At 65.9% G+C, this 25,806-nt stretch carries 23 protein-coding genes; 19 read left to right on the top strand and 4 right to left on the bottom strand.

Annotation, left to right across the window (positions count from 1 at the left end):
• Positions 1-45 precede the first annotated feature (45 nt).
• Positions 46-1,560, bottom strand: coding sequence for an ABC transporter substrate-binding protein (locus tag AAYO93_RS19530; RefSeq protein ID WP_345762858.1), 1,515 nt, complete (start codon positions 1,558-1,560; stop codon positions 46-48).
• Positions 1,561-1,685: 125 nt separating this feature from the next.
• Here AAYO93_RS19530 and AAYO93_RS19525 point away from each other — a divergent pair, with 125 nt between their 5' ends.
• The 5 genes from AAYO93_RS19525 to AAYO93_RS19505 all read left to right on the top strand — a co-directional run bounded on the left by AAYO93_RS19525 (position 1,686) and on the right by AAYO93_RS19505 (position 6,792).
• Positions 1,686-2,294, top strand: coding sequence for a TetR/AcrR family transcriptional regulator (locus AAYO93_RS19525; protein WP_345762857.1), 609 nt, complete (start codon positions 1,686-1,688; stop codon positions 2,292-2,294).
• A gap of 123 nt (positions 2,295-2,417) precedes the next feature.
• Positions 2,418-3,296, top strand: coding sequence for a transketolase (locus AAYO93_RS19520; protein ID WP_345762856.1), 879 nt, complete (start codon positions 2,418-2,420; stop codon positions 3,294-3,296).
• Positions 3,293-4,270, top strand: a complete 978-nt coding sequence (locus tag AAYO93_RS19515; RefSeq protein ID WP_345762855.1) for a transketolase family protein — start codon at positions 3,293-3,295, stop codon at positions 4,268-4,270. Before AAYO93_RS19520 ends, AAYO93_RS19515 begins: the two co-directional genes overlap by 4 nt.
• Positions 4,263-5,777, top strand: coding sequence for an FGGY-family carbohydrate kinase (locus tag AAYO93_RS19510; protein ID WP_345762854.1), 1,515 nt, complete (start codon positions 4,263-4,265; stop codon positions 5,775-5,777). Before AAYO93_RS19515 ends, AAYO93_RS19510 begins: the two co-directional genes overlap by 8 nt.
• Positions 5,778-5,805: 28 nt before the next feature.
• Positions 5,806-6,792, top strand: coding sequence for a sugar phosphate isomerase/epimerase family protein (locus AAYO93_RS19505; RefSeq protein ID WP_345762853.1), 987 nt, complete (start codon positions 5,806-5,808; stop codon positions 6,790-6,792).
• Positions 6,793-6,975: 183 nt separating this feature from the next.
• On the opposite strand, the gene AAYO93_RS19500 is transcribed toward AAYO93_RS19505, so the two are convergent.
• Both AAYO93_RS19500 and AAYO93_RS19495 read right to left on the bottom strand, forming a co-directional pair.
• The gene (locus AAYO93_RS19500) at positions 6,976-7,962 is read right to left on the bottom strand and encodes a sugar-binding transcriptional regulator (RefSeq protein ID WP_345762851.1); all 987 of its coding nucleotides are present in this window, start codon (positions 7,960-7,962) and stop codon (positions 6,976-6,978) included.
• Positions 7,963-7,982: 20 nt separating this feature from the next.
• Complete coding sequence (locus tag AAYO93_RS19495; protein ID WP_345762850.1) at positions 7,983-9,119, bottom strand: NAD(P)/FAD-dependent oxidoreductase; 1,137 nt, start codon at positions 9,117-9,119, stop codon at positions 7,983-7,985.
• A gap of 334 nt (positions 9,120-9,453) precedes the next feature.
• On the opposite strand from AAYO93_RS19495, the gene AAYO93_RS19490 reads away from it, so the two are divergent.
• The 14 genes from AAYO93_RS19490 to AAYO93_RS19425 all read left to right on the top strand — a co-directional run bounded on the left by AAYO93_RS19490 (position 9,454) and on the right by AAYO93_RS19425 (position 24,610).
• Complete coding sequence (locus AAYO93_RS19490) at positions 9,454-10,551, top strand: calcium:proton antiporter (protein ID WP_345762849.1); 1,098 nt, start codon at positions 9,454-9,456, stop codon at positions 10,549-10,551.
• A 328-nt stretch (positions 10,552-10,879) separates the two neighbouring features.
• Positions 10,880-12,298, top strand: coding sequence for a polysaccharide biosynthesis tyrosine autokinase (locus AAYO93_RS19485; protein ID WP_345762848.1), 1,419 nt, complete (start codon positions 10,880-10,882; stop codon positions 12,296-12,298).
• A gap of 62 nt (positions 12,299-12,360) precedes the next feature.
• The gene (locus AAYO93_RS19480) at positions 12,361-12,888 is read left to right on the top strand and encodes a low molecular weight phosphatase family protein (RefSeq protein WP_345762847.1); all 528 of its coding nucleotides are present in this window, start codon (positions 12,361-12,363) and stop codon (positions 12,886-12,888) included.
• 5 nt (positions 12,889-12,893) lie between these two features.
• Positions 12,894-13,871 (top strand): hypothetical protein, encoded by a 978-nt coding sequence (locus tag AAYO93_RS19475; protein WP_345762846.1) that lies wholly within the window; start codon positions 12,894-12,896, stop codon positions 13,869-13,871.
• A complete protein-coding gene (locus AAYO93_RS19470) occupies positions 13,862-15,727 on the top strand; it encodes a polysaccharide biosynthesis protein (RefSeq protein ID WP_345762845.1) in 1,866 nt (621 codons plus the stop codon). The genes AAYO93_RS19475 and AAYO93_RS19470 overlap by 10 nt, the downstream gene beginning before the upstream one ends.
• Entirely contained in the window at positions 15,724-16,860 is a 1,137-nt protein-coding gene (locus AAYO93_RS19465; protein ID WP_345762844.1) for a DegT/DnrJ/EryC1/StrS family aminotransferase, read from the top strand. The genes AAYO93_RS19470 and AAYO93_RS19465 overlap by 4 nt, the downstream gene beginning before the upstream one ends.
• The gene (locus tag AAYO93_RS19460; RefSeq protein WP_345762843.1) at positions 16,860-17,486 is read left to right on the top strand and encodes a sugar transferase; all 627 of its coding nucleotides are present in this window, start codon (positions 16,860-16,862) and stop codon (positions 17,484-17,486) included. The genes AAYO93_RS19465 and AAYO93_RS19460 overlap by 1 nt, the downstream gene beginning before the upstream one ends.
• A complete protein-coding gene (locus AAYO93_RS19455) occupies positions 17,483-18,127 on the top strand; it encodes an acetyltransferase (protein WP_345762842.1) in 645 nt (214 codons plus the stop codon). The genes AAYO93_RS19460 and AAYO93_RS19455 overlap by 4 nt, the downstream gene beginning before the upstream one ends.
• Positions 18,124-19,356 carry a glycosyltransferase family 4 protein gene (locus AAYO93_RS19450; RefSeq protein ID WP_345762841.1) on the top strand — a complete coding sequence of 411 codons (1,233 nt, stop codon included), beginning with the start codon at positions 18,124-18,126 and terminating at the stop codon, positions 19,354-19,356. The genes AAYO93_RS19455 and AAYO93_RS19450 overlap by 4 nt, the downstream gene beginning before the upstream one ends.
• Entirely contained in the window at positions 19,353-20,405 is a 1,053-nt protein-coding gene (locus AAYO93_RS19445; RefSeq protein WP_345762840.1) for an SDR family NAD(P)-dependent oxidoreductase, read from the top strand. Before AAYO93_RS19450 ends, AAYO93_RS19445 begins: the two co-directional genes overlap by 4 nt.
• Positions 20,402-21,499, top strand: a complete 1,098-nt coding sequence (locus AAYO93_RS19440) for a polysaccharide biosynthesis C-terminal domain-containing protein (RefSeq protein ID WP_345762839.1) — start codon at positions 20,402-20,404, stop codon at positions 21,497-21,499. The genes AAYO93_RS19445 and AAYO93_RS19440 overlap by 4 nt, the downstream gene beginning before the upstream one ends.
• Positions 21,496-22,629, top strand: a complete 1,134-nt coding sequence (wecB, locus tag AAYO93_RS19435) for a non-hydrolyzing UDP-N-acetylglucosamine 2-epimerase (RefSeq protein ID WP_345762838.1) — start codon at positions 21,496-21,498, stop codon at positions 22,627-22,629. The genes AAYO93_RS19440 and wecB overlap by 4 nt, the downstream gene beginning before the upstream one ends.
• Complete coding sequence (locus tag AAYO93_RS19430) at positions 22,626-23,306, top strand: acetyltransferase (protein WP_345762837.1); 681 nt, start codon at positions 22,626-22,628, stop codon at positions 23,304-23,306. Before wecB ends, AAYO93_RS19430 begins: the two co-directional genes overlap by 4 nt.
• Complete coding sequence (locus AAYO93_RS19425; protein WP_345762836.1) at positions 23,303-24,610, top strand: hypothetical protein; 1,308 nt, start codon at positions 23,303-23,305, stop codon at positions 24,608-24,610. The genes AAYO93_RS19430 and AAYO93_RS19425 overlap by 4 nt, the downstream gene beginning before the upstream one ends.
• On the opposite strand, the gene AAYO93_RS19420 is transcribed toward AAYO93_RS19425, so the two are convergent.
• Entirely contained in the window at positions 24,543-25,787 is a 1,245-nt protein-coding gene (locus tag AAYO93_RS19420; protein WP_345762835.1) for a hypothetical protein, read from the bottom strand. The two genes, AAYO93_RS19425 and AAYO93_RS19420, sit on opposite strands and share 68 nt — an antisense overlap.
• Positions 25,788-25,806: the final 19 nt, after the last annotated feature.

Here is a 25,806-nt window from a genome sequence, read left to right as displayed (position 1 = left end):
GGGGACCGGGTCGCGCCGGCGCGTGGCGCGACCCGGTCGGTCACCTCAGGAGGTGGGAACGATGTTCCAGAGGTAGGGATAGGCGTTGCCGGTCTGCACAGTGACCTTCGTCTTCGCGTCGCTGACGAAGCTCGACTGCATCCGGTACCAGGGGGCGAACCAGGCCTGCTCGACCACGTACTTGTTCAGCGCCTTGACCGCCGCATCCGACTCGGACTTCGAGCCGTTGTGGACCGTGGCGATGAGCGAGTCGACCTTCGGGTCCGAATAGTGGAACGGGTTGAACGTCGCGTCCTTCGAGATCTGGAAGTTGATCAGGGCCCAGTCGGGGTCCTGCTGCAGGATCATGTAGGTCGCCGGGTACTTCGGGGCGAGCATGTCGGTGATGAAGTTGTTGCCGGCGTCGGTGAAGTTCACCGTGATCCCGACATCCTTCAGCTGCTGACCGATGAGTGTCCAGACGGTCGACCCGAGAAGGTTGCTCGACGGCATCGAGAGCGTCAGGCCCTTGGCGTAGCCGGCCGCCGCGAGCAGCGACTTCGCCTTCGACGGGTTGTAGGCGTAGTACGAGTCGAGACTCGAGTCATACCCGACGGAGCTCTTCGGGAAGACCTGCGTGGTCGGGGTTCCGTAACCCTGGCCGACCGCCTTCAGCAGCGCCTTGGTGTCGAACGCGTAGTTGATGGCCTGGCGGACCCGGACATCCTTCAGAGCGGGGTTCATCGTTCCGGCGCGGTCCAGCAGGATCAGGCCGTTCCAGTTCAGTTCGAGCGGCCACACGGTGAAGCCGCTCGCCTTGATCTGGTCGAGGTCGTTGTTGTTCGGCGTGTTCGACGCGTTGACCTGACCGCCCTTGATCGCGTTGAGGAGGGAGGTGGGGTCGGCGTAGACGTTCATCACGATCTTGTCGTAGTAGACGCTCGACGGATCCCAGTACTTCGGGTTCTTGTCGAAGACGTAGGAGGTGCCGACGACGGTCTTGCCCGTGTCGAGCGTGTACGGGCCCGATCCGACCGGGTCGGTCTTGATCGTGGAGCTCGTGAACGCCTTCGGGCTCTCCTGGAGGCCGGCGTTCTGGGTCAGGTAGGTGAGCAGAGCGGGGTTGGACTGCTTCAGGGTCAGCTGCACGGTGGTCGGGTCGACCGCCTTGGCGCTGGCGAGGTCCACGAGGTTCGTCTTGTTGGGCGAGTTGCCGTCGCGGAAGCGGGTGAGGTTCTGTGCGGCGACGTCGGCGGTGAAGGCCGTGCCGTCCGAGAACTTCACGCCGTCGCGGAGGGTGAGGGTCAGAACAGTGTTGTCGGCGTTGTACGCCCATTTGGTTGCGAGGCCCGGCTTGATGTCGCCTTTCGGGTCCGCTTTGAGCAGGGTGTCGTAGACCGCCTGCATATAGGGCGATTCGTTCGCCCAGTTGGAGTCCTGCGCCGAGAACGTGGTCGCGGGAACGAGCAGACCGAGTGTGAGGGTCTGCGATGAGCCGCTCGAGGAGCCGTTGGATGAACATCCAGTAAGCCCGAGAGCGACGACGGCCGCCAGGGCCGCCAGCGTCTTCCATCGGAACATCTTTGTCTCTTTCGTTGGGGGTAGTCCGCCGTCGGACCATCTGTTGGGAAATGAAAGTAACACGAAAACCGAATAACTACTAGGTTTTTGTTTCAATCGTTTCAATACGCTGCTAACCTCGCCTCATGAGCACGACAGGAAAGGTGCGCGGTTCCTACGCGAAGACGCCCGCGCGCCGTCGTGAGATCCTCGAAGCGGGAATCGAGGTGTTCTCGACCTCCGGGTTCCGCAGCGGGTCGATCCGCGAGATCGCCGAACGCGTCGGCATGAGCCAGGCCGGCCTGCTGCACCACTTCGCGAACAAGAGCGAACTGCTTGCCGCAGTGCTCGAACTTCGCGACGACCAGTCGGCCGAAGTCGTGCCGATCGACGACGAGCACGTAGGCATCGAGACGATCCGCGGATTCGTCAGGCTCATCGAATACAACGCGACCGTCCCCGGCCTCGTCGAGCTGCACTGCACGCTCTCGGCGGAGGCGACCGCGGTCGAGCATCCGGCGCACCAGTACTTCATCAACCGGTACGCATTCGTCGTGGGCCAGATGACCCTGGCGTTCGAGCGGATGCGCGACGCGGGCCAGCTCGTCGCGGGCGTCACCACTGTCGGCGCGGCGCGTGCGATGGTCGCCCTGTCGGACGGCCTTCAGGTGCAATGGCTGCTCGACCGGACGAGCGTCGACATGGCCGAGGAGATGCGCCGCTACCTGCGCGGCATCCTCACCGTCGAGCTGTAACCGGGCGCGCGCATCGCATCAGGGGCGGGCTCGGCCTCGTCCGGCGTCCAGTGCTGTTGACAGCATCCGCCTCGTCATGCAAAGCTGTTGCAACTCTCGTCACCACTGAATAGGTATGCACATATGTTGACCACCGACCCACGACAGGTCGAAGACTGGCGCGAACTGCGGTTGCGACTGACCGCATCCGCCCCCGCAGAACGCTCGCTCCTGCTCGCCGACACGGCCCGCCGCACCCGCCGAAGCATCGTCGAGATGATCTCGACCGCAGGCCAGGGGCACATCGGCGGCGACCTCTCGGTCACCGACATCCTCACAACCCTCTTCGCCTACACCCTGCGTATCGACCCCGCCCGGCCGGACCTCGCCGGCCGCGACCGCTTCATCCTCAGCAAAGGCCACTGCGCCGCCGCGCTCTACTCGACCCTCGCCTTCACCGGGTACTTCTCCCCCGCATCCCTCGACACCTTCATGGCCCCGCTCTCCGAACTCAACGGACACCCCAACCGCAACAAGATCCCCGGAGTCGAGACCAACACCGGCCCGCTCGGCCACGGACTCCCCGTCGCCGTCGGGCAGGCGGTCGCCGCGAAGCTCAGCGGCTCCGGCGCGCGGGTGTTCGTCGTGATGGGCGACGGCGAGATGCAGGAAGGCAGCAACTGGGAGGCCCTGATGGCCGCCTCCCATTTCGGCCTCGACAACCTCGTCGCGATCGTCGACCGCAACCGGCTCCAGCAGGGTGCGCGCACCGAAGACACGAACGCGCTCGACCCCCTCGACGACCGCCTCGCCGCATTCGGCTGCGAGGTGCGTGAGATCGACGGTCACGACTACGACGCGCTCATCGACGCCTTCCGGCCGTCCACCACGGGCAGGCCGGTCGCCGTCGTCGCCAACACCACCAAGGGCAAAGGCGTCTCATTCATCGAAGACCGCGTCGAATGGCATCACAAGGTGCCGTCGCCCGATCAGGTCGAACTCGCCCTGGAGGAACTCGCATGACCATCGTGACACCGACCACCTCGCTCGCTGACGCACCCGTCTACGACAATCGCGCCGCCTTCGCCGACGAGCTCATCCAGCTCGCGCGACAGGATGAGCGCATCGTCGCCGTCTGCAACGACTCGGTGGGCTCGAGCAACCTGACCGCGTTCCGCGACGAATTCCCCGACCGGCTCATCAATGTGGGCATCGCCGAACAGGACATGGTCGGGGTCGGAGCGGGACTCGCCAGCTCGGGGCTCATCCCCTTCGTCTGTGCGGCCGCACCCTTCCTCACCGGCCGGTCGCTCGAGCAGGTGAAAGCCGATATCGCGTACAGCCAGCATCCGGTGATCCTCTGCGGCATGAGCCCGGGCATGGCCTACGGCGAGCTCGGCCCGACGCACCACTCGGTGGAAGACCTCTCCTGGCTGCGCGCGCTTCCGGGGCTCGACATCGTCGTTCCGGCCGACCGCAGGCAGACGCGGGATGCGGTGCGCCAGGCTGTCGAGCATCCGCGCCCCACCTTCATCCGCGTCGGCCGGCACAAGGTGCCCGACGTCACCATCGAAGGTGACCGGCTCGTCCGTGGCCGGTTCACGACGGCGCGCGGAGGCTCCGATGTCACCCTCATCGCCACCGGAACACTCGTCTCCCGGGCACTCATCGCGGCCGAACGACTGCAGGCTGCCGGGCTGGATGCGCGCGTGCTCAACGCCTCGTACATCGCTCCGCTCGACGTCGAAGCGATCACGGATGCTGCCCGCACCACGGGCGCGATCGTCACGGCCGAAGAGGCCAACATCGCGGGCGGCCTGGGCGCGGCGGTCGCCTCCGTCGTCGGCCAGCTGGAGTCCGCCGCGCGGGTGCCGCTGCGTATCCTTGGGCTGACGGAGTTCGCTCCGACCGGCAGCACCGAATTCCTGCTCGGTCACTTCGGGCTCACCGCCGACCACATCGCCGACGCTGCCAGGGAGGCCCTCGCGCATGGATGAGCCTGCCGGCTCGGCCGTCATCGTCGCGGTCGACCAGGGCACCAGTTCCACGAAAGCCCTCGCGGTCGACGTGGCAGGGAACGTCGTGGGCTGGGGATCCGTCGCGGTCGGCCAGCAGCATCCGCAGCCCGGATGGGTCGAACAGGATGCCGTGGAGATCGCCGACAGCGCGGTCGAGGCTGTGCGCCTCGCCGTCGAAGGCATAGCTGACCGGGTCGTCGGGGTCGCGCTCAGCACGCAGCGGGAATCGGCCGTGATCTGGGATCGCGCGACCGGCGAGCCGCTCGGGCCGGTGCTCGGCTGGCAGGATCGGCGCACCGTCGCGGACGCGCACGAGCTTGCTGCGGGAGGCGCCGGGCGTGCCGAACGCGTCCGGGCCATCACCGGACTCCCCCTCGACCCGATGTTCTCGGCCCTGAAGTTCGCGTGGCTGCTCGACCGGGTCGACCCCGGACGCGAACGATCGAACCGCGGCGAGCTCGCCCTGGGCACCGTCGACTCGTGGCTCGTCCACCGGCTGACCGGCCAGTTCCGCATCGAAGCCGGTAACGCCAGCCGCACCGCGCTGCTCGACCTGGCGACCGTGGACTGGAGCGACGAACTCCTCGAACTCTTCCGCATCCCGCGCGCGACGCTGCCCCCGGTGTTCGCGTCGGATGCGCCGACCGCACCCGTGACCGGCCTGCCGATCCTGCCGGCCGGGACGCGCATCCACGCCGTCCTCGGCGACTCGCACGCCGCCCTCTTCGGCCACGGCGCCCGCACGCCCGGTTCCGTGAAGGTCACCCTCGGCACCGGATCGTCCATCATGGGACTGCTCGAGTCGCGGGGCGCCACTCCGGACGGCCTCGTCACCACCATCGCCTGGAGCGCCCCGGCACCGAGCTATGCGTTCGAAGGCAACATCCTGTCGACCGGCGCGACCCTCGTCTGGCTCGCGGACGTGCTCGAGACCACGCCCGCCGACCTCGCTGCGCTCGCGGCTGAGACCGACAGGGATGCGGACCCCGGCCGCGGCGTGGACCTCGTTCCTGCGTTCTCCGGACTCGGCGCCCCCTGGTGGGACGACGACGCCCGCGCGATCATCTCGGGCTTCGACCTCAGCACCACCCGGGCCGAACTCGCACGCGCGGCCGTCGAGTCCATCCCGCTGCAGATCGACGACGTGCTGTGCGCAGCCGAGAGTTCGATCGGCCGCCGCTTCGACACCATCCTCATCGACGGCGGCCCGGCCGCCAACGACTGGCTCGCCCAACTTCTCGCCGACCTCAGCCAGCGCCGGGTGCAGCGACCGGACGTCGCCGGGCTCTCCGCCCTCGGTGCCGCCCACCTGGCCGGAATCGGCGCAGGCATCTGGACCGCCGAGGACGTGCTGGCGCTCGACCGCAACGGCACGACGTTCGAGCCCGTCATGAGCCCGGAGCGCGCGCGGGCCCGGCGGGAACGATGGCGGGCGGCGATCGGCCTGGCGAGAACGCCTGCCGGCGGCTCGCCCTCAACCCCCTGAACGCATCCCTATATATAAGGAGTACACGATGAGCACCATCCAGCGATTCGGCGCCGGTATCTGGCACTTCGCCACCTACGTCGACCGTTACGCCACCGACGGCTACGGCGACCCGCGCAGTGTCGTCGATGCCATCGATCTGGCCGGGGAGGTGCGCGACCTGTCCGTCGTCGACCTCAACTATCCGTTCTTCGGGGGCGAGTTCACGAACGACCAGGTCACAGAGGCGCTCGACAGGGCCGGGCTGGGCGTGATCGGCATCACCCCCGAGATCTACACCCGCGAATTCGCGAAAGGCGCCTTCACGAACCCCGACCCCGGTGTGCGGCGGCGAGCGCACGAGCTCATCACCGAAGCCGCCGACGTCGTGCGGTACTTCGGCGCGGACTACGTGAAGCTCTGGCCCGGGCAGGACGGCTGGGACTACCCGTTCCAGGTCGACCACGGCGCACTCTGGAAGAACTCGCTCGACGGCGTCGGGCTGCTGGCGTCGGAGAACCCCGACCTGAAATTCGTCATCGAATACAAGCCGCGCGAACCGCGCGTCCACATGTCGTTCGACTCCGTGTCCCGCACCCTGCTCGGCATCGAGCGCATCGGACTGCCCAACGTCGGCATCCTTCTCGACTTCGGCCACGCCCTGTTCGGCGGGGAGTCGCCGGCGGACTCCGCCCAGCTGGCCATCGACTACGGCCGGCTCTTCGGCATGGATGTGAACGACAACCTGCGCCAGTGGGACGACGACATGGTCGCAGGCACCGTGCATCCCATCGAGCTGTTCGAGTTCTTCTACACGTTGCGCAAGAACAACTGGGAAGGCGTGTGGCAGCTGGACCAGTTCCCGTTCCGGGAGGACAGCGTGGAGGCGGCGAACCACGCGATCGACTTTTTGAAGGCGGCGGACCGCGGGCTCGAGAAACTCGACTTCGCGGCGATGCAGGCGGCGCAGGACAAGCACGACGCAATCGGGGCGCTGGCGCTGGCGCAGAAGGCGCTGTTCACGAGCTACGAGTGAGGGGTCGCTGTTCATAAAACAGGAGTTCGTGTGACGGGTGTGGCCAGAGTGGGCGGACAGGGGCCGCTGGGGCCACATCCGTCACTCCCGTCACACGAACTCCTGTTTTGTGAACGGTGGATGCGCGGGTCCGGCGGATGCGCGGGGGCGGGTGGATGCGCGGGTCGGGCGGATGCGCGGCGCTCAGTCGACGAGGCGTCGGGCCGTCTCGACGTCGGTGATGAGCACGTCGATCCAGCCGCCGAGCGCTGCGGCGCGGATAGCATCCACTTTTCGTGCGCCACCGGCGATTCCGATGGTGCGCGGGATCGCGCGCAGCTGCTTGCTGGAGATGCCGATCACGCGGTCTTCGAGCTCGCTGTCCACGAGTGCGCCACCGGCGTCGAAGAAGTGCAGGCAGACGTCGCCGACCGCACCCAGTTCACGCAGCGAATCCTGGTCCTTCTCGGAGATCGCGTTACCCGACGACTGGAGGAGCGGCGACGGCCGCAGGCTTCCGATGCCGACGAGTGCGACCGAGAGGCCGTCCCACGCGGACGCGACCTCGCTCACATACGGGTCCTCGAGCAGAGCATCCCGCACCGATTTGCGCGCGACGATTCCAGGCGCCGGAAAGTAGCGGGCCTCCGCTCCGGTGACTCGGGCGAGCCGGTCGGTGAGGTGCGTCGCCTTGACCTGCACGCTCGGATCGCCGACACCGCCGAGGAGTTGCACCGCGCTCCGGGCGAGGCGCGTGCGCTGCGGGGTCATCGCATCCACCACCGCGAGCAGCGTGGACGACCATGACGAGACGCCGATGTCGTCCTTCTCGGACAGTGTCGTCTCCAGGTAGGCGGCGCCCGCGCTGCCGAGCGTCGCGAGGAGTGCGTTGTCGTCGTCGGTCAGGCCGCTGTCATCTCCCCCGACGACGACGTCGGCGAGGCCGTAACGGTCGCGGATGGCATCCTCGAGTTGCGAGTGGACGCCCGGCGGCGAGACCACGATCGTCCGTACGACGCCGAGGTTCACCGCCTCCTTCAGCAGTCGAGACACCCGCGATTGGGAGATGTGCAGGCGTTGCGCGATCTCGGGCTGGCGGATGTGCTGCTCGTGGTACATCCGGGCGACTTTCGTCAGCAGGGACATGCGGTCTGCGGGAAGCCTGCTCCACTCCGCGTTCCCGATCGACATGGCGAGAGTCTATTGCATAGCTATTCACGAGCGGATGCTGTGGCAGGGGCGCGGCCGGGCGCGAAGGGGGTCAGGTCTGCGAGGGGGGCGTCGCCGAGGATCGCCGCGGCGAGCGCCTCTCCGACGAACGGTCCCATGGTGAGCCCGGCTGCGCCGAACCCGGTTGCGACGAAAAGGCCGGGCACGTCGCCCGCCGCCCCGAGGTACGGCAGCCCGTCCAGGGACAGTGGCCGCAATCCGACGCGCGTCTCGATGACCGTCGCATCGGCGAGCCCGGGCGCGATCGAGAGGGCATCGGCGAGCACGTGCCGAAGGCCGCCCGCCGTCACCCTGGTGTCGAACCCGCTGCCCGTCTCGCGGGTAGCGCCGACCGCCACGCGCGCGTCGTCGAACGCGACGATGTAGTGGTGCGAGAGCGGATGCACGGACGGCCATTGTTCTGTCCTCGCGCCCGCAACCCGCAGGTGGGCGATCTGCCCGCGCTGCGGTTCGAGTGCCAGCGCGAGGCCGACGGGACGGAGGAGCTCGACAGTCCAGGCGCCCGCGGCGACGACCACCGCATCCGATTCGAGACGCTCGCCGTCGACCCGTGCGACAGCGCGGCCGCTGTCGCGTTCCAACTCGACCCGGGCGCGGAGCACTGTCGCGCCGTGGTGCCCGGCACCCATGAGGAGCGCGTCGCGCATGGTGCGGCCGTCGACGCGAGCTCCGCCGGAGACGAACAATCCGGAAAGCTCCGGCGCGGCAGGCGGGAACAGGGCGCGCACCTCGGATGCGTCGATGCGGTCGATGGCGCCCACGACATCCGGATGCTCGGATGCGCGCCCGCGCACCGTCCGTTCCGCCGCATCAAGAGCGCCGGGGTCCGCATTCACGAAGAGCGCGCCCGACCGGCGGTAGTCGGTGCGGGTGACGCCTGCGTCGGCGAGCCGCTCGAGAACCACCGGATAGTGCGCCGCGCCCTGGGCATAAAGGTCGTAGAACGGGCCGTCCGCTGCCGAAGCCCACGGGGCGATGATCCCGGCGCTGGCCGCTGTCGCCTGACCGTCGGCCGCCGCATCGACGACAGTGACCTCCGCCCCTCGGCGGGCGAGCGCGAAAGCTGTGCCGGCGCCGGCGATTCCGCCGCCGATGACGATGACACGAAAAGCAGTCATCGCCCGACGCTAGCACCGGGCTGCGGCGTGCGGCACCCCTCGTAGCTCACCGCCACCGAGGGCGTCCGTTGGGTCGAGCGCGTACGGCGCGCGAGGCACGCTCGACCGGAACTGCCGCACTCGGTCAGCATCCGCGCGAGGCAGCGAGCGCCCGGGGGTGGGGGCAGTCACGGTGCAGATCTCCGTGGCAGCCCCGATGCGACGGGAGGACGCCCGACCGTAACGTTGGATACAGGTTTTCGGTCGGGGGGCCGAGGGCCGGGGGGCAGTGGGTCGGGGTGGATTCGTTCATCCCGACCCACTTTGCGTTCTCTGTTCGGCCACTATGGATGGTATGAGAACCGTCGCGAGCTGGTCCGTCCGCTTCTGGCCTGTGGTGGTCCCAATCATCGGCATAGTGCTCCTCATCGCAGTGTGGGCGGTGCCACTCGGGCCGGTGCTCGTCGCGCTTGTCGCCATCGTCCTCGCGAGCACTGTGCTGGCGGCCGTGCAGCATGCCGAAGTCGTCGCACACAAGGTCGGTGAGCCCTTCGGGTCGCTGGTGCTCGCGGTCGCCGTGACCGTCATCGAGGTCGCGCTGATCGTCACCCTGATGACCAGCGGCAAGGACACGCCGACTCTCGCGCGCGACACCGTCTTCTCCGCCGTGATGATCACCATGAACGGAATCGTCGGGCTCTCGCTGCTGCTCGGAGCATCCCGTCGCACCACGACCAGCTTCAACGCCGAGGGCACCGGCGCCATGCTCGCGACCGTCACCGCGCTCGCCACCCTGACGCTGGTGCTGCCGACCTTCACCGCGGCGCCCGGCCCGCAGTTCTCGCCGGCCCAACTCCTGTTCGCGGCCATCGCATCCGTCGCCCTTTACGCGATGTTCGTATTCACGCAGACGGTGGCGCACCGGGACTTCTTCCTGCCGGTGAAAGCGAACGGCACACCGGTCGACGACGACGACTCGCACGCCGACGCACCCAGCAGCCGCAAGACGATCGCGAGTCTCGTCCTTCTGGTGGTCGCCCTGATCGCCGTCGTCGGGCTTGCGAAACTCGAGTCGCCGTCGATCGAGGCCGGGGTCGCGGCGATCGGGTTCCCGAAGTCGTTCGTCGGCGTCGTAATCGCCCTGCTGGTGTTGCTGCCGGAAGGGATCGCCGCCGCCAAGGCGGCCTCCCGGAACCGGATGCAGACCAGCCTGAACCTGGCGCTCGGCTCGTCGATGGCGAGCATCGGCCTCACGATCCCGGCCATCGCGCTCGCCTCGATCTGGCTGACCGGGCCGCTGCTGCTCGGTCTCGGCGGAAGCCAGATCGTGCTGTTCGTACTCACGGTGATCGTCAGCGTGCTCACGATCGTGCCCGGGCGCGCGACCCGACTTCAGGGCGGTGTGCACCTCGTGCTGTTCGCGGCGTTCATCTTTCTCGCGATCGTGCCCTGACTGTGATGTCGCGCATCCGAGGCGCGGGGTTCGCTGCGTCGACTCGAGCAGCAGCCGACCCCCAATTCGGGTGAAGCCGACCCCCCGTTCGGGTGAACAAGGCATCGACCTACCCTGCAAAACTCGCCACAATACCCGCAAACGCGAGACGGAACGGTCAGACTACCCAGCCGAATATGCGATCATTAAGCGCGTTTCGCTGGGAGTACGTTCGTCGAAGCTAGGATGCCGACAGGTGCTCGCGCGGCCTAGACCTCTGTGCGAAGGATAGAACGCACGGTGGCAGTCGGTCGCCGATCATCATTGGTTTGCTTGTCGGGAGGCAACGTTGGAGCTGCGTGACTACCTGAGGATCCTGCATAAGAACTGGATCCTCATCGCCGTCTGCGCTCTCCTCGGCGTCGCCGTCGCAGCGGGCTATTCGCTGGTCGTGACCCCGAAGTACCAGGCCACCACCGAACTCTACGTCTCAGTGCGCGCCGGCGACACCGGCGCGACCACCGATCTCGTACAGGGCACGAGCTTTGCCCGCCAGGCCGTCACGAGCTATGTCAGCGTCGTGAGCAGCGCGAGTGTTCTCGACCGGGTCATCGACGACCTGAAGCTCGACGTGAGCGCCAGCCAGCTCGCAACGAAGGTGTCGGCGGATTCGCCGCTCAACACCGTGCTGATCGACATCACCGTCACGGACGAGGATCCCGCACGCGCCGCCGCGATCGCCAACTCCATCGGCGAGAACACCTCGTACATCGTCACGAACAAGCTGGAGAAGCCTGCGGGCGGAACGAGCCTCGTCAACGTGCAGACGATCCAGCCTGCGGTCGCCCCGGCCAAGCCGTCCAGCCCGAACGTGCTCCTGAATGTCATCCTGGGTCTCCTGATCGGTCTCGCGGTCGGGATCGGCGCGGCGCTGCTGCGCAGCATCCTGGACACGCGCATCCACAGCTCCCATGACATCGAGCAGGTCACCGACCGGCCGATCCTCGGCGCCATCAGCTTCGATCCTTCTGCCAAGAAGCGTCCGCTGATCGTGCACGCCGACCCCCGCAACCCGCGCGCCGAATCGTTCCGCAGCCTGCGCACGAACCTGCAGTTCGTCAACATCGGCAACGGGCCGCGAAGCTACGTCATCACCAGCTCGGTACCGGGTGAGGGCAAGAGCACCACGGCGGCGAACCTCGCCATCAGCCTGGCCGAGACCGGCGCCCGCGTTGCGCTCGTGGACGGCGATCTGCGTCTGCCGAAGGTGGCCGACAACATGGGCATCGAAGGGGCTGTCGGCCTGACCGATGTCCTCATCGGCCGCGCACAGCTCGGCGATGTGCTGCAGAAGTGGGGCCGCACCGAGCTCTACGTTCTTCCGGCCGGGCGCATCCCGCCGAATCCGAGCGAGCTGCTCGGCTCGAACTCCATGTCGAAGCTGCTCAACGCACTCACCTCCGAGTTCGACTATGTGCTGGTCGACGCACCTCCTCTTCTCCTCGTCACGGACGCCGCTCTCGTCAGCAAGCTCACTGGTGGTGCGATCCTCGCGGCAGCGTCGGGCATGACCAAGAAGAACGAACTCGCCGCCGCCGTGCGGGCGCTCGACCACATCGGAAGCCGCCTCGTGGGCATCGTCGTCACGATGCTTCCCGTCAAGGGGCCGGACTCCTACGGGTACGGCGTCTACGGCTACGGAGTCACGAACGAGTTCCCCGATGAGGAAGCCGTCGAAAAGCGAATCCGCCGGGCGGCACAGGTGTGAGCGCGTTTCGCATCCTGACGGTCTGCACGGGGAACATCTGTCGTTCACCCCTAGCCGAACAGTTGTTGCGGACCGGCCTCGACGGCCTCGACATCGCGGTGTCGAGCGCAGGAACGGGCGCCCTCGCGGGCGACCCCATGGATGACCGCGCCGCCGCATACTCGCGCCAGTACGGCGGGTATCCCGATCGCCATGTCGCGCGCCAGCTGACGATCGAGCAGCTGCGGGACACCGACCTCGTGCTCGCCCTCAGCCGCGAACACCGGCGCGCGGTCGTCGAGCTGCTTCCCCGCGCGTCCCATTTCACGTTCACGCTCCGCGAATTCGCGCGACTCCTCGACACCCTGAACGTCGATGACCGCGCAGAAATCGCCGCCCAGCTCGGCGTCTACGCCCGTATCGGCACGCTCGTCGAGATCGCGGCAGCCAATCGGGGCGTCGCCGAACGTCCCGACGACCCCGCCGACGAGGATGTCGTCGACCCCTTCCGCCGGGACGACGCCGTCTACGCGGAATCCGTGCGACAGCTCGTGCCCGCCGTCCAATCGATCGTCCAGAGCGTGCTGCGCTCAGCCGACGGATTCCAGTAGGCGACGTGGCAGCGCAGATCAAGAAGGCCACCACACCGGAGGTGAGGCTCAGTCGACGCAACCTGGCGATCGCAGGTGTCATCGCGTTCGTGGTCTTCGACCTGATCCTCATCGTCTGGGCGGTCGTCGCAGTGCGCACTCCCCCACACGATCCGCTGCCTGCGGTGACGAGTTCGCCGGCAGTCAGCCCGACTCCGTCTGCGACCCCTGCCCCATCGGCGACCCCGAAACCCACGAGCACTCCCGCCGCCGACGCCGTGGCCCCGACCCGCGTGCTGGCCGCTCTCGACGGCTCGACGGCGTGGCGCGCCTCCACCGGTCCGTGCCCGGCGACCCCGGCGTCGCCTCAGATCACGACGGATGGCGGCGCCAACTGGAAACCGACGGATGCTGCGGGCCCGACAGGCGCGTCATCCATTCTCGGCATCTCCGTGCAGTCGGCCAGTCAGGCCAGCGCTATCACGCTCGCCTCGCAGGGCTGCACCCCGGAGTTCATCCGCACCTATGTCGCCGGAGACAACTGGGCGACCTACCCCGACCAGCTCGCCGGCTCCTGGTATGTCGACGCGGCGAAGCGCAGCGTCGTCCACACCCCGACCGGTGACGTCCAGGCTCCGTGTGCCACAGTGATCGGCGTCGCCGTGCGCGACGCTGCGAACGCCGCGGTGCTTTGTGCGAATCATGCTGTCCACGCCACGGGCAACGGCGGCGCGGCCTGGGGACCGGCCGTTCCCGTGCCGGGCTCTGTCGCGATCAGCACGGCCGTCAACGGCTACCTCATTGCCGTCACCGACCGGCAGGGATGCGCGGGAACGGCGACGGACAGCTTCGACGGCGGCAGTGCGTTGGCGGGCGGAGGCTGCGCCACATCCGCCAAACCGCCCGCGGGCAGCGTCGCCGTCGCGAACGGCGGGAGTACCTTGTGGATGTGGTCGGGTGACTCCGTAGTCAAGTCGACCGATGGTGGTGTGACATGGCGGTGATGGGCAGGCTGTTCAGCGCGCGGGTGCGCGCGGAGACGCGGAGGCGGGGCGAGACACTGTTCCGCCGTTTCGGCACCCAGTTCGTCATCGACGGAGTTTCCTGGCTCCTTGCCATCTACTGTGCAGCCCTGCTGCGGTACGACTTCGATGTCGAATTCATCGCCTACGTGACGCTGGGGCTCGTCGCCGCCGGAGCGATCGCCTGTCAGCTCCTGATCGGACTGGCGCTCTCGCTCTACCGGGGCCGTTTCACCTACGGGAGTTTCGAAGAGATTCGGGCCCTGCTGTTCTCAGTCTGCCTCGTCGCCCTCGCGATGGGCCTTCCCATCGCCATCATCGGCAACGCGCTGTGGCTTCCACGCAGCATCGTCTTCATCGCCCTTCCCCTCGCCTTCGTGCTGATGGGCGGCGCCCGCTATCTGAAGCGCCTCTACGTCGAGCACCGGATGAAGCCCGGTGACAGCGCCGAGCCGACCCTGGTCTTCGGAGCCGGCTACATGGGCAGCCAGCTGGTGCAGCGGATGCTCACCGACCGGCACTCGCCTTTCCGCCCTGTCGCGCTCCTTGACGACAATCCGGACAACGCCAAGCGCCAGATCCGCGGCATCCACGTGATGGGCCACCTCGCGGATCTCCCCGAGGTCGCGCAGCGCACGGGCGCGAAGGTCGTCATCGTCGCGATCTCGCGAGTGGATGCTGCTCTTCTCCGCGAGATCACCGCAATCGCGGACACGGTCGCCGTTCAGGTGAAAGTGCTGCCCACCCTCGAGGACGTGCTCGACGGACAGTCGAAGCTGTCGGATGTGCGCGACATCGCCATCGAGGACCTCATCGGTCGTCAGCCGGTCGATACGGATGTCGCAGCGATCGCCAGCTACCTCACCGGCAGGCGCGTGCTGGTCACCGGCGCGGGCGGCTCGATCGGCTCGGAACTGTGCCGCCAGATCTCGAAGTACAGCCCGGCCGAACTCATCATGCTCGACCGTGACGAGACGGGCCTGCAGAACGCCCAGATCGCCATCTCCGGCCATGGCCTGCTCGACACGAGCGATGTCGTTCTGGCGGACATCCGCGATTCCCAGGCGCTGCGTGAGATCTTCCGGCGTCGGCGCCCTGAGGTCGTGTTCCACGCCGCCGCGCTGAAGCACCTGCCGATGCTGGAGCAGTATCCGGATGAAGCGTGGAAGACGAACGTGCTCGGCACATTGAATGTGCTGGATGCGGCGAGCGATGTGAACGTATCCACTTTCGTGAACATCTCGACCGACAAGGCCGCGAACCCCACCAGCGTTCTCGGGCATTCGAAGCGGATGGCTGAGAAGCTGACCGCCGGGACTGCCGTGAATTCGCCCGGGCGGTACCTCTCAGTGAGGTTCGGCAACGTGATCGGCAGCCGCGGATCGATGCTCCCCACCTTCCAGTCCCTGATCGACGCCGGTGGGCCCGTGACCGTCACACACCCGGATGTGACCCGTTACTTCATGACAATCCCCGAAGCGTGCCAGCTCGTCGTACAGGCCGGCGGAATCGGCGAGCCCGGCGAGGTGCTCATCCTCGACATGGGCGAACCGGTGCGCATCCTCGACATCGCCAAGCGGATGATCGCCTTCAGCGGCAAAGACATCGAGATCCGGTTCACCGGCCTGCGCCAGGGCGAGAAGCTGCACGAGGATCTGATCGGGGCGACCGAGTCCGACGCGCGGCCGAAGCATCCGAAGATCTCGCACACGCGCATCGATCCGCTCCTGGTCGACGACCTCGATCGGGACCTGTGGATCCGTCGCGTTCGTGCCAGTTCATCCGACACCGTCGCCCTCAGCCTGGGTTCGCTCGAGTCGCAGGAGCAGCGCCGGTGAACGATCGCATCCTCATGTCGTCGCCGGATGTCGGCGAACTCGAGGAAACCTACCTTCTCAACGCCTTCCGCTCCGGTTGGATCGCACCCCTCGGCCCCGATGTCGACGCTTTCGAGCGCGAAGTCGCCGACCGGGTCGGCGTCGCCCACGCCGCCGCCCTGTCGTCGGGCACCGCGGCCCTGCACCTCGGCCTGCTCTGCCTCGGCGTCAAGCCCGGCGACGTGGTGATCACGTCGACGATGACATTCGCGGCGACGGCCAACGCCATCACCTACACGGGCGCGCGCCCCTACTTCGTCGACTCCGAGCTGGAGTCCGGCAACCTGGACCCGGCTCTGCTGGAGCACGCCCTGGGCGAGCTCCGCGCGGCCGGCGAGACGGTCTCGGCGATCGTGCCGGTCGACCTGCTCGGCAAGGCGGCCGACTACACGCGTATCCTGCCGATCGCGGAAGCTTTCGGAGTCCCGGTGCTGGCCGATGCTGCGGAGGCGCTCGGCGCATCCCACGCCGGAAAACAGGCGGGCGCTTTCGGCGCAGCGTCCGCGATCTCGTTCAACGGCAACAAGATCATGACGACGTCCGGCGGCGGGATGCTGCTGACCGACGATGCAGAGCTGGTCGCGCGAGTGCGGTACCTCGCGACCCAGGCGCGTCAGCCGGCCGTGCACTACGAGCACACCGAGATCGGTTACAACTACCGGCTCTCGAACCTCCTGGCCGCGGTCGGGCGGGCGCAATTGACGCGGCTCGACGGCATGATGGCACGGCGTCGTGCGATCCGCGATCGCTACCGTTCGCTGTTGGCGTCGGTCGACGGGGTCGAGATCTTCGGGGGCGCGGACGACCGTGACGACAACTGCTGGCTGACCTCGGTCGTGGTCGACCCTGCGGTGACCGGATGGACGGCTGCGGATCTCAGCGCGGCCCTGGGCGCCGCAAACATCGAGAGCCGACCGCTCTGGAAGCCGATGCACCTGCAGCCGGTGTTCGCCGGTGCGCAGTCGATGCTGAACGGGAACGCGCAGCGGCTGTTCGAGACGGGTGTGACGCTGCCGAGTGGATCGGCGCTGAGCGATGCGGATGTCGATCGGACGATCGACTGCGCGGCACGGTTCGTCGAGGAGCGCCGGTGATGGCTTCGAAGCCGTACGACCTGGCCAAGCGGATGCTCGACCTGGTGAGCGCATCCGTTCTGCTCGTCCTCACCTCGCCCATCCAGCTCGCCGTCGGCGTCGCTGTCGCAGCGAAGCTCGGGCGTCCCGTGTTGTTTCGCCAGGTGCGGCCCGGGCTTCACGGGCGCTCTTTCACCCTGATCAAGTTCCGGTCGATGAAAGATGTCGACGTCACGAGCGGTCTGGTGACGGATGCGGAACGGCTCACGCGATTCGGTCGCGCACTCCGCGCTACCAGTCTGGATGAACTTCCGACGCTGGTGAACGTCGTCAGAGGCGACATGAGCATGGTCGGCCCGCGACCGCTTCTCATCGCATACCTCACGCGGTATACGCCGGAGCAGGCGCGTCGCCATGAGGTCCGTCCCGGAATCACCGGGCTCGCGCAGGTCAGCGGCCGCAACGACATCGACTGGGACGACAAGCTGCGGCTCGACGTCGAGTACGTGGACACCCGCGGCCTCAGGCTTGATGCGTCCATCATCTGGCGCACTCTGTCGTCAGTCGTGCGTCGCGAAGGGATCTCGGCCGAAGGCCATGCGACGACGCACGAGTTCATCGGCTCCGACAGGGGTGACCGCGCGTGACGCGGCCGATCGTCGTCATCGGTGCGGGTGGGTTCGGGCGCGAGACTCTGGACGTCATCGAAGCGATCAACGAGGCACGCTCGCCTTCGCCGTTCGCCGTCGTCGGGGTGGTCGACGATGCGCCTTCCGAATTGAATCTGTCACGACTCGCGGCGCGCGGGGTGCCCTGGATCGGCACGATCGCGGAGTGGCTTGCGAGCGATACCGATTCCTCGTATGTCATCGGGATCGGCAGCCCGTCGGCGCGGATGCAGATCGCCGAACGACTCGATTCGGCCGGACGGGTCGCGGAAACTCTCGTCCACCCTGGTGCCACGATCGGCTCCCAGTCCACGATCGGACATGGCGTTGTGATCTGCTCGGGCGTCGAAGTGTCGACCAACGTCACGATCGGCGAACATGCGAACCTCAATCCGTCCGTGACGGTCGGCCATGACACATCCATCGCCGCATTCGTCTCGGTCAACCCGGCCGCCGTGATCTCCGGCGATGTGCGGGTGGAGAGCCAGACCCTGATCGGAGCCGGCGCCGTCGTCCTGCAGGGGCTGACCGTCGGGGAGGGCGCAACCGTCGGTGCCGCGGCGTGCGTGACGCGAGATGTTGCGACCGGTGTAACCGTAATGGGAGTGCCGGCCCGGTGAAGATCGCAATCGTCTCCCAGTACTACAAGCCGGAGGCTGTGCCCATCCCAGCCGAGCTCGCCGCTGGCCTGAGCGCGCGCGGCCACTCCGTGCGCGTCCTCACTGGCTTTCCTAATTACCCGGCCGGACGGTTGTTCCCCGGATATCGGCAAAGACTCTCGCACGTCGAGAATGACGGCAAAGCGACAGTGCGCCGGGTCCCGCTCTTCCTCAGCCATTCGACCAATGTCATCGGGCGGGTTCTCAACTACCTCAGTTTCGGGCTGAGCGCACTCATGGGCGGCCGGCATGTGCGCGGAGCAGACGTCGTGTACGTCTACGCAACGCCAATGACCGCCGCAATCGCGCCCTCCATCTGGCGTTGGACGCGTCGCACACCCTTCGTACTGCACGTGCAGGACGTGTGGCCCGAGTCGATCACAGGCTCGAATCTCGTCAAGCAGGGCACCGCGAATTCGCTCATCAGCACAGTGCTCACACCCTGGCTGCGTTACCTCTACCGTTCCTCCGCGGCAACGATCGCGATTGCGCCCACCATGGCGAAGACGCTGATCGATCGCGGCCTACCGCCGTCGCATAGCCACACCGTCTTCAACTGGGGAAACGAGCCCTCGACGCCCGTCCACGCGACAACGCCGAAACGCTCGGATGCGTGCACTGTCATGTACGCGGGGAACATCGGAGAGCTCCAGGACCTTGAGACAGTCGTGCGGGCAGCCCACGCAGTGAACGACCTCACCGGGTTCCGCTTGGTATTCCGGGGCTCGGGAGTGGCCCTTCCGCGCTTGCGTGAGCTCACCGAGCAGCTCGGGGCGACCAACATTCGGTTCGAAGATCCTGTCGGAACCGACCGGCTCGGAGAACTCTATTCCGAGTCCGACTATCAGCTCGTTCCCCTGCGCGACCTTCCGATCTTCGAAGGCACCGTCCCGTCAAAGTTCCAGGCAAGCCTTGCGTTCGGCGTCCCGGTCATCACCGCAGTCCGGGGCGATGTCGAAGGCATCGTGCGCGATAACCAGCTCGGATTCACGGCGGAACCTGAGAACGCTGCCTCGCTCGAGTCGGCGTTCCGCAACGCCTACGCACTCTCCTCGGCTGAACATGCGTCGATGGCGCAGCGTGCGAACAATTTCTACTACAGCACGATGTCGAAGGAGACCGGCGTCTCCGAGATCGAACGAATACTCGACAAGGCACGACAGAGCCACGACAAGAAAGCCTCAGCATGACATCGCACTACGAAGGCAAGCGCATCCTGATCACCGGAGGTACCGGCTCGTTCGGTCATACCGTTGCGCGCAAGCTCCTGAAGCGCGATGTGTCCGAGGTGCGCATCCTCAGCAGGGATGAAGCGAAGCAAGACCTGATGCGTCACGAGCTGGGCGACTCGCGCGCTCGCTTCTATGTCGGCGACGTTCGCGACTACGAAAGCGTCGCGCGGGCATCGAAGGATGTCGACTACGTCTTCCACGCGGCAGCCCTGAAGCAGGTGCCCTCGTGCGAGTTCTTCCCGATGGAGGCCGTCAAGACGAACGTCGTCGGCAGCGAGAACGTCGTTCGCGCGGCCGAAGCGTCAGGAGTGAAATCGCTCGTGTGCCTCAGCACGGACAAGGCCGTGTACCCGGTAAATGCCATGGGGATGACGAAAGCGATGATGGAGAAGGTCGCCCAGTCCCACGGCCTCAACAACCCCAACGCAGACACGATCGTCTCGTGTGTCCGCTACGGCAATGTCATGTACTCTCGTGGTTCGGTCATTCCCCTGTTCATCCGGCAGCTCCGGGCGGGTGGTCCCTTGACTATCACCAACCCGGCAATGACGCGCTTCATGATGTCGTTGGAGGATTCCGTCGATCTCGTTGAATTCGCCTTTCTGAACGCCGAGCAGGGAGACCTCTTCATCCGCAAAGCGCCGTCGTGCACGATCGGCGATCTCGCCCAGGCCGTGTCCAACCTCTTCGGGGTGAAGTCGGACGTCAATGTGATCGGCACCCGTCACGCAGAGAAGGTGTCAGAAGTCCTCGCGAGTCGCGAGGAGCTGGCTCGCGCGACAGACATGGGCGAGTACTTCCGTATCTCCGCCGACAAACGCGACCTCAACTACAGCGTCTACGTCGAAGAGGGAGACACCATGCAGGCCGAATTCAGCGACTACGACTCGCACACCACCGTGCGACTCTCGATCGGCGAGGTCGAGGACATGTTGCTCGGCCTGCCCGAGGTGCGCGAAGAGCTCACGGCGGCCGGCATCACCCCGGAACGATCGGGCGCAGCGTGACCCGCATTTCCCTGACCGGTGCGAACGGATTCCTCGGGTGGCATACCCGGGGCGCCGCCCATGCTCAGGGAATTTCGTTCGCGCCCATCGCCGTCGGCGACGATTTTGACCTGGCCGCGGCGACCGATGCGATCTCCGGAACCGACCGACTTATCCACATCGCGGGAGTAAACCGCGCCTCGGATCCCGAGGTCCTTGAAGGGAACATCAGGTTCGCGCAACAGCTGGCGAGCGCACTTGACCGCGCCACACCCGCTCCATCTGTTGTCGTTTTCGCGAACTCGACCCAGGCGGGCAACGGAACGACGTATGGAGCAGCGAAGCAGGAAGCAGCCGACATCCTCCGTGGTGCCGCTGGACGTGCGGGCGCCGAGTTCGTGGACCTGCACTTGCCGAATCTCTTCGGCGAGCACGGTCGCCCTTTCTACAACTCCGTTGTGGCGACCTTCAGTCACCTGCTCGCAAGCGGCGGCAACCCCGAGATCGACCAGGATCGAGAGTTGACCCTCCTCCACGCGCAGAACGCCGCGGATGCGCTGCTCGGCTCCGTCGATGACGATGCGCTCGCAGCGCTGGACGCACGCGAGACGGTCACAGGCCTTCTCACCAGGCTCCGCGAAATCTCGAGCGTCTACTCGCGCGGCGGCGAAATCCCGGATATCGCGCATCCGTTCGACCGCGATCTCTTCAACACGTACCGAGCAGCCGCGTTCCCGAACGGGACGCCTATTCGCTTGCGGCGGCACGCGGACAACCGTGGGTCGTTCTTCGAGATCGTCCGGTCACACGGCGGAGCGGGTCAAAGTTCGTTCTCGACAACCGTGAGCGGGGTCACGCGTGGCGATCACTATCACCGCCGTAAGGTCGAGCGGTTCACTGTGATCTCGGGCGAGGCGACCATCAAGCTTCGCAAGTTATTCTCGACAGAGGTCTTCGAGTTCCGGCTGGATGGCACGTCCCCCGCCAGCATCGACATGCCGACGATGTGGGCACACAACATCACGAACGTCGGTGAAACCGACCTTTACACATCTTTCTGGTCGAACGAATTGTTCGACTCCGAGCGCCCAGACACGATTGCGGAGCCAGTATGACCAACAACCGTTTAAAGGTGCTCACCGTCGTCGGTACACGACCGGAGATCATTCGCCTGGCTGCGACGATCAAGCTTCTGGACCGCTTCACCGATCATGTGCTCGTCCACACGGGTCAGAACTACGACTACGAACTCAATGAGGTCTTCTTCGAAGATCTCGGGCTTCGGCGTCCCGACCATTTTCTCAACGCGGACACCAGCTCCCTCGGTGCCGTGCTCGGTTCGGTGCTCACCAAGGTCGAGGCTGTCCTCGCCGAGGAGCGCCCGGACGCGATGCTCGTGCTCGGAGACACCAACAGCTGCATTTCGGCTCTGATGGCGCGGCGGATGAAGATTCCCGTCTACCACATGGAGGCCGGCAACCGCTGCTTCGATGAGAACGTGCCGGAGGAGGTCAATCGCCGCATGGTCGACCACGTGGCCGACTACAACCTCGTCTACACGGAGCACGCGCGTCGGAACCTTCTCGCTGAGGGCATCCACCCCTCGCGCATCCTGCTCACCGGTTCGCCCATGCGGGAGGTCTTGGAGGCCAACGCCACGGCCATCGCAGCGAGCGACGTCGTCGCGCGGCAGGGGCTCACCGAGGGCGAATTCTTCCTCGTGAGCCTGCACCGCGAGGAGAACGTGGACAACCCGGAACGCCTCGGTTCGGTCCTCGACGCACTCGGGCAGCTCGCTGACGAGTACGGTCTGCCCGTCCTCGTGTCGACGCACCCGCGTACCCGCAAGCGCCTCGAAGCTCAGCCCGACGAGCTGAAATCGAAGCTGCGGTTCCACCCGCCATTCGGCTTCAACGACTACGTCAAGCTCCAGCAGTCGGCGAAACTCGTGCTGTCAGACAGCGGAACGATCAGCGAAGAGTCGAGCATCCTCGGGTTCCCGGCTGTCACGTTGCGCGATTCCATCGAGCGACCCGAAGCATTGGATACTGGGTCGATAGTGACAGCTGGGGTTCGGCCGTCGGATATCACTGAGAGCGTACGGCTTGTGCTTACGCGACGAGAGCTTGCCGCAGCGGCCGAAGCTCCTGCGGAATACCGAATCGACGATACTTCTTGGCGAACGGTCTCGTTCATTGTTTCGACGGCGACCCGACACCACGAACGGATCGGGATTCGAGGATGAATCTTTCCAGCACAACTGAGCCGGCCCAGGCTGGCGACGTAGTGATTGTCGGCGCAGGAGGTTTCGCGCGCGAGACACTCGATGTCATCCGTGCGCACAATCTTGTGAACCCGGCATCGGCGATCACAGTCATCGGGGTAGTCGACCGCGCCCCAGACGATGCTTCCCTGGCACTTCTTGAGAAGCGCCGCGTTCCGTACTTGGGAACGGATGACGAGTGGCTTCGGAAGGGTGAAACGGGGGTACCGTACCTCATTGCGGTAGGAGACCCAGACCTTCGCAGAAGCATCGATCGTCGGTACGCCGACGCAGGACTTCGAATCCATCCGGCAATTGTGCATCCTTCCGCGGGTCTGGGAACTGACACCGACCTTGCACCGGGAACGATCGTGTGCGCGGGCGCACAGCTGTCGACCAACGTCCGGACAGGACGACACACACACATCAACCCGAACGCGACGATCGGTCACGACGCACAACTGGGAGACTTTGTCTCAGTCAACCCTGGAGCGGTTATCTCCGGCCACGTCACGTTAGGGGCAGGTAGCTTCGTAGGCGCTGGTGCCGTGATCCTCGAACGCCGACGGGTCGGCGAATGGAGCACAGTCGGGGCGGCGGCATGTGTAGTAGGGGACGTCGAGCCCCATTCAACTGTCAAGGGGGTGCCCGCGCGATGACTTTCACCACAGGTTCACGCGCGTTAGCCATCTCGAAATATGGGATAGCCGCAGCGAAGGGCAGTGTCCCCACTGCGCCTTCTGATACTTCGACCACGCCTGCCCCTCGCTGGCGCGGACGCATACTGCAGCTGTTTCCTGCGACGACGTTCCTCCTCGCCCCGTACCTTGGGCTGATTCTCCCCATTGCGTTGATTCAGGGAAATCGCCAGCTGCCTTTCATTCTGGGGCTCCTCGGTCTAGCGCTCCTCGGATGCCTGGTAGCGGAAGGTCTGACGGCGCCTGTCCGCGCCCGCATCGATCTCACAAGGACTGCTGGCCCGACAACAAAGGCCCTTCGTGCGATCACGATAGGCGTCACTATGATCGCCGCAGCTACTCGCATCGCATTCGTTCTGGCCGGGGGCGGATCGCTACTCGCACAGCTGACAGGGTCGCAGCAGTCTCCGATCGCCAGCGCCGCCTCATTGTTCTCCTCGTGGAACCTGTTCGGCGTAGGGCTCATCTTCGCGTGCTACATGCGAAAAGCATGCAGTAAGCGCACGCTGTGGCTTGGGATTTCAGCAATCATCCTGATCGAGGGTTGGGCTGCACTGCAGACGTCGGTGACCGCACCACTCCTTCAGGTTGTCACGTCGGTAATGCTCATGGCTCTGGTCCTGGGGCTCGTCAGGCTTCGCGTGTTGGTGGTCGCCCTGATCGTTGTTCTGCTGGCGTGGCCGACATTCTTTTCACTGAGGAACTCGGTCCGAGTGGAGTTGGGTTCGTCTGTCGACCAATCGGTGACTGCGTTTGATCGTCTGCGGTTCGACGACCAGCTCACGGCGGTTGCCCAGTTCAAGGTCCCGGTGAGTGTCAATCAACCGGGCCCGCTTCAGGTGCTGCGCTACGGGCTCGTCCCACGCGTATTGGACCCCAACCGACCCAACATCTCGTCAGCCGGACTGATCAACCGCGTCCTCGGCGGATCAAGCACGTCGTCCTACAACTTCCTGTCCATTGGCACCATCTACTTCTTCTATGGTCCCGCAGGATTGATCTTCTACTACTTCGCGGCGGCCCTCTTGTTCTCGTACATTGTCAGCCGAGCAATCAGGGCGGGACCAATCGCTCTGTGTATGGCGGTCTTAGCCGCCTCATCGTTGATGGGATGGGCATCCACATTTCCCGATGTCGTGATCGGATACCTTCAGGCACTCATCTCGTTCGTGCCGATCCTGGTCGTCCTGCTCATCTTCAAGCAGCGCGATCGATCGCATCCTGGGGCTGCTGGGTCAGCTGCCAGTAGCTCAACCACCAGATAACGCAATTCAGCGCTGACAACGCGGCCATCGCCCAGGCCGCTCCAGCTGCACCCCATACTCCTGCGGCGGCAATCACGATGAATGGTCTGGGTATCCCGACAGAGAGTCGGAGCACAAGCGAACGAACTCCTGCGAGGCGGGAACGATGACCCGCCGACGCAATGTTCCCGATCAGGGCAAGGACGGACTCGATCGCAAGCGCGGGCAGTAGCGGCGATGCCGCGGGCCAGGTCTGGCCGAGCAAGGCGTGCCCTGCAGCATACGGCAAGAAGCATAGAAGCACGGCAGGTATCGCGAGCACTGCGCCGACGACGAGAGCCACTGCCGCTGCGCGAGCAAATTCGACTCGAGCCCCGGACTTTCTGGCGCGGGTCAGGTAGGGAATGATCAGCGATCGAATGGTGGTCGAAAGCAGACTGATCGGGCCGATGATCGTTCCCGCACCGCGAAGCGCACCCACCGTTCGCGCCGAACTCGTGACTCCCAGTAGCGCGGTGCTGAGCGCGGAGCCTCCCGACCCGGCGACATAGTCGAGCGAGAAGAGAACAGCTGCGCGCGTCTCCGTTTCATGTCTTCCCCACGACGGCAAGAGCGAGTAGCGCGCGACCACGGCCGACACGTATCCGATGAGCGATCCGCTCACGGCCCATACGACGAAGGTGGTCAGCGGCGCTATGGGCATCACGAACGATACAACGCTGATGACCGCAGTCGCGATCGACCAGAGTCCCCCCTGAACCAATGACGTCCTGGCGCGATAGAGGGCGGCCTCGACGGTTCTGAGGTAGTCGAGGCAGATGAGGCCGTTGAAAGCCAGGCCGAGGATGATCAGGTAGTCGTTGTGGGCGAGAAGCCCGGTGCCGAGCATGGCCGCGCCGAACACGAGCGAGACCAGTGCGGCCCGGCGGAAGCCGCGGACGTTCACCTCGGCTGTGGGTTCCACCGCAAGGGTCGTTTCCGTGATAGCGGCACGAACCAGTCCCATTGCGAACAGGTAGACCGCCATCGCAATCGAGAACTGGCCGAAGGCCCAAGGGTCGGAGACTCGAGCGATCGCCACAGCGAGAAGAAGACTCGTGATGCTCACGAGTCCGTTCGCGATGACCGCATAGAACAAGCGCGTGCGCCCAGACGCACGACCCATGAGGGCCCGCACCTGGCGTCCGAGTTGCGTCACGAGTGGGGCCTACCACATG

It is taken from the genome of Diaminobutyricibacter sp. McL0608 (assembly GCF_039613825.1).
Classification (GTDB): domain Bacteria; phylum Actinomycetota; class Actinomycetes; order Actinomycetales; family Microbacteriaceae; genus Diaminobutyricibacter.
This window is presented reverse-complemented; position numbering and strand designations above follow the sequence as displayed.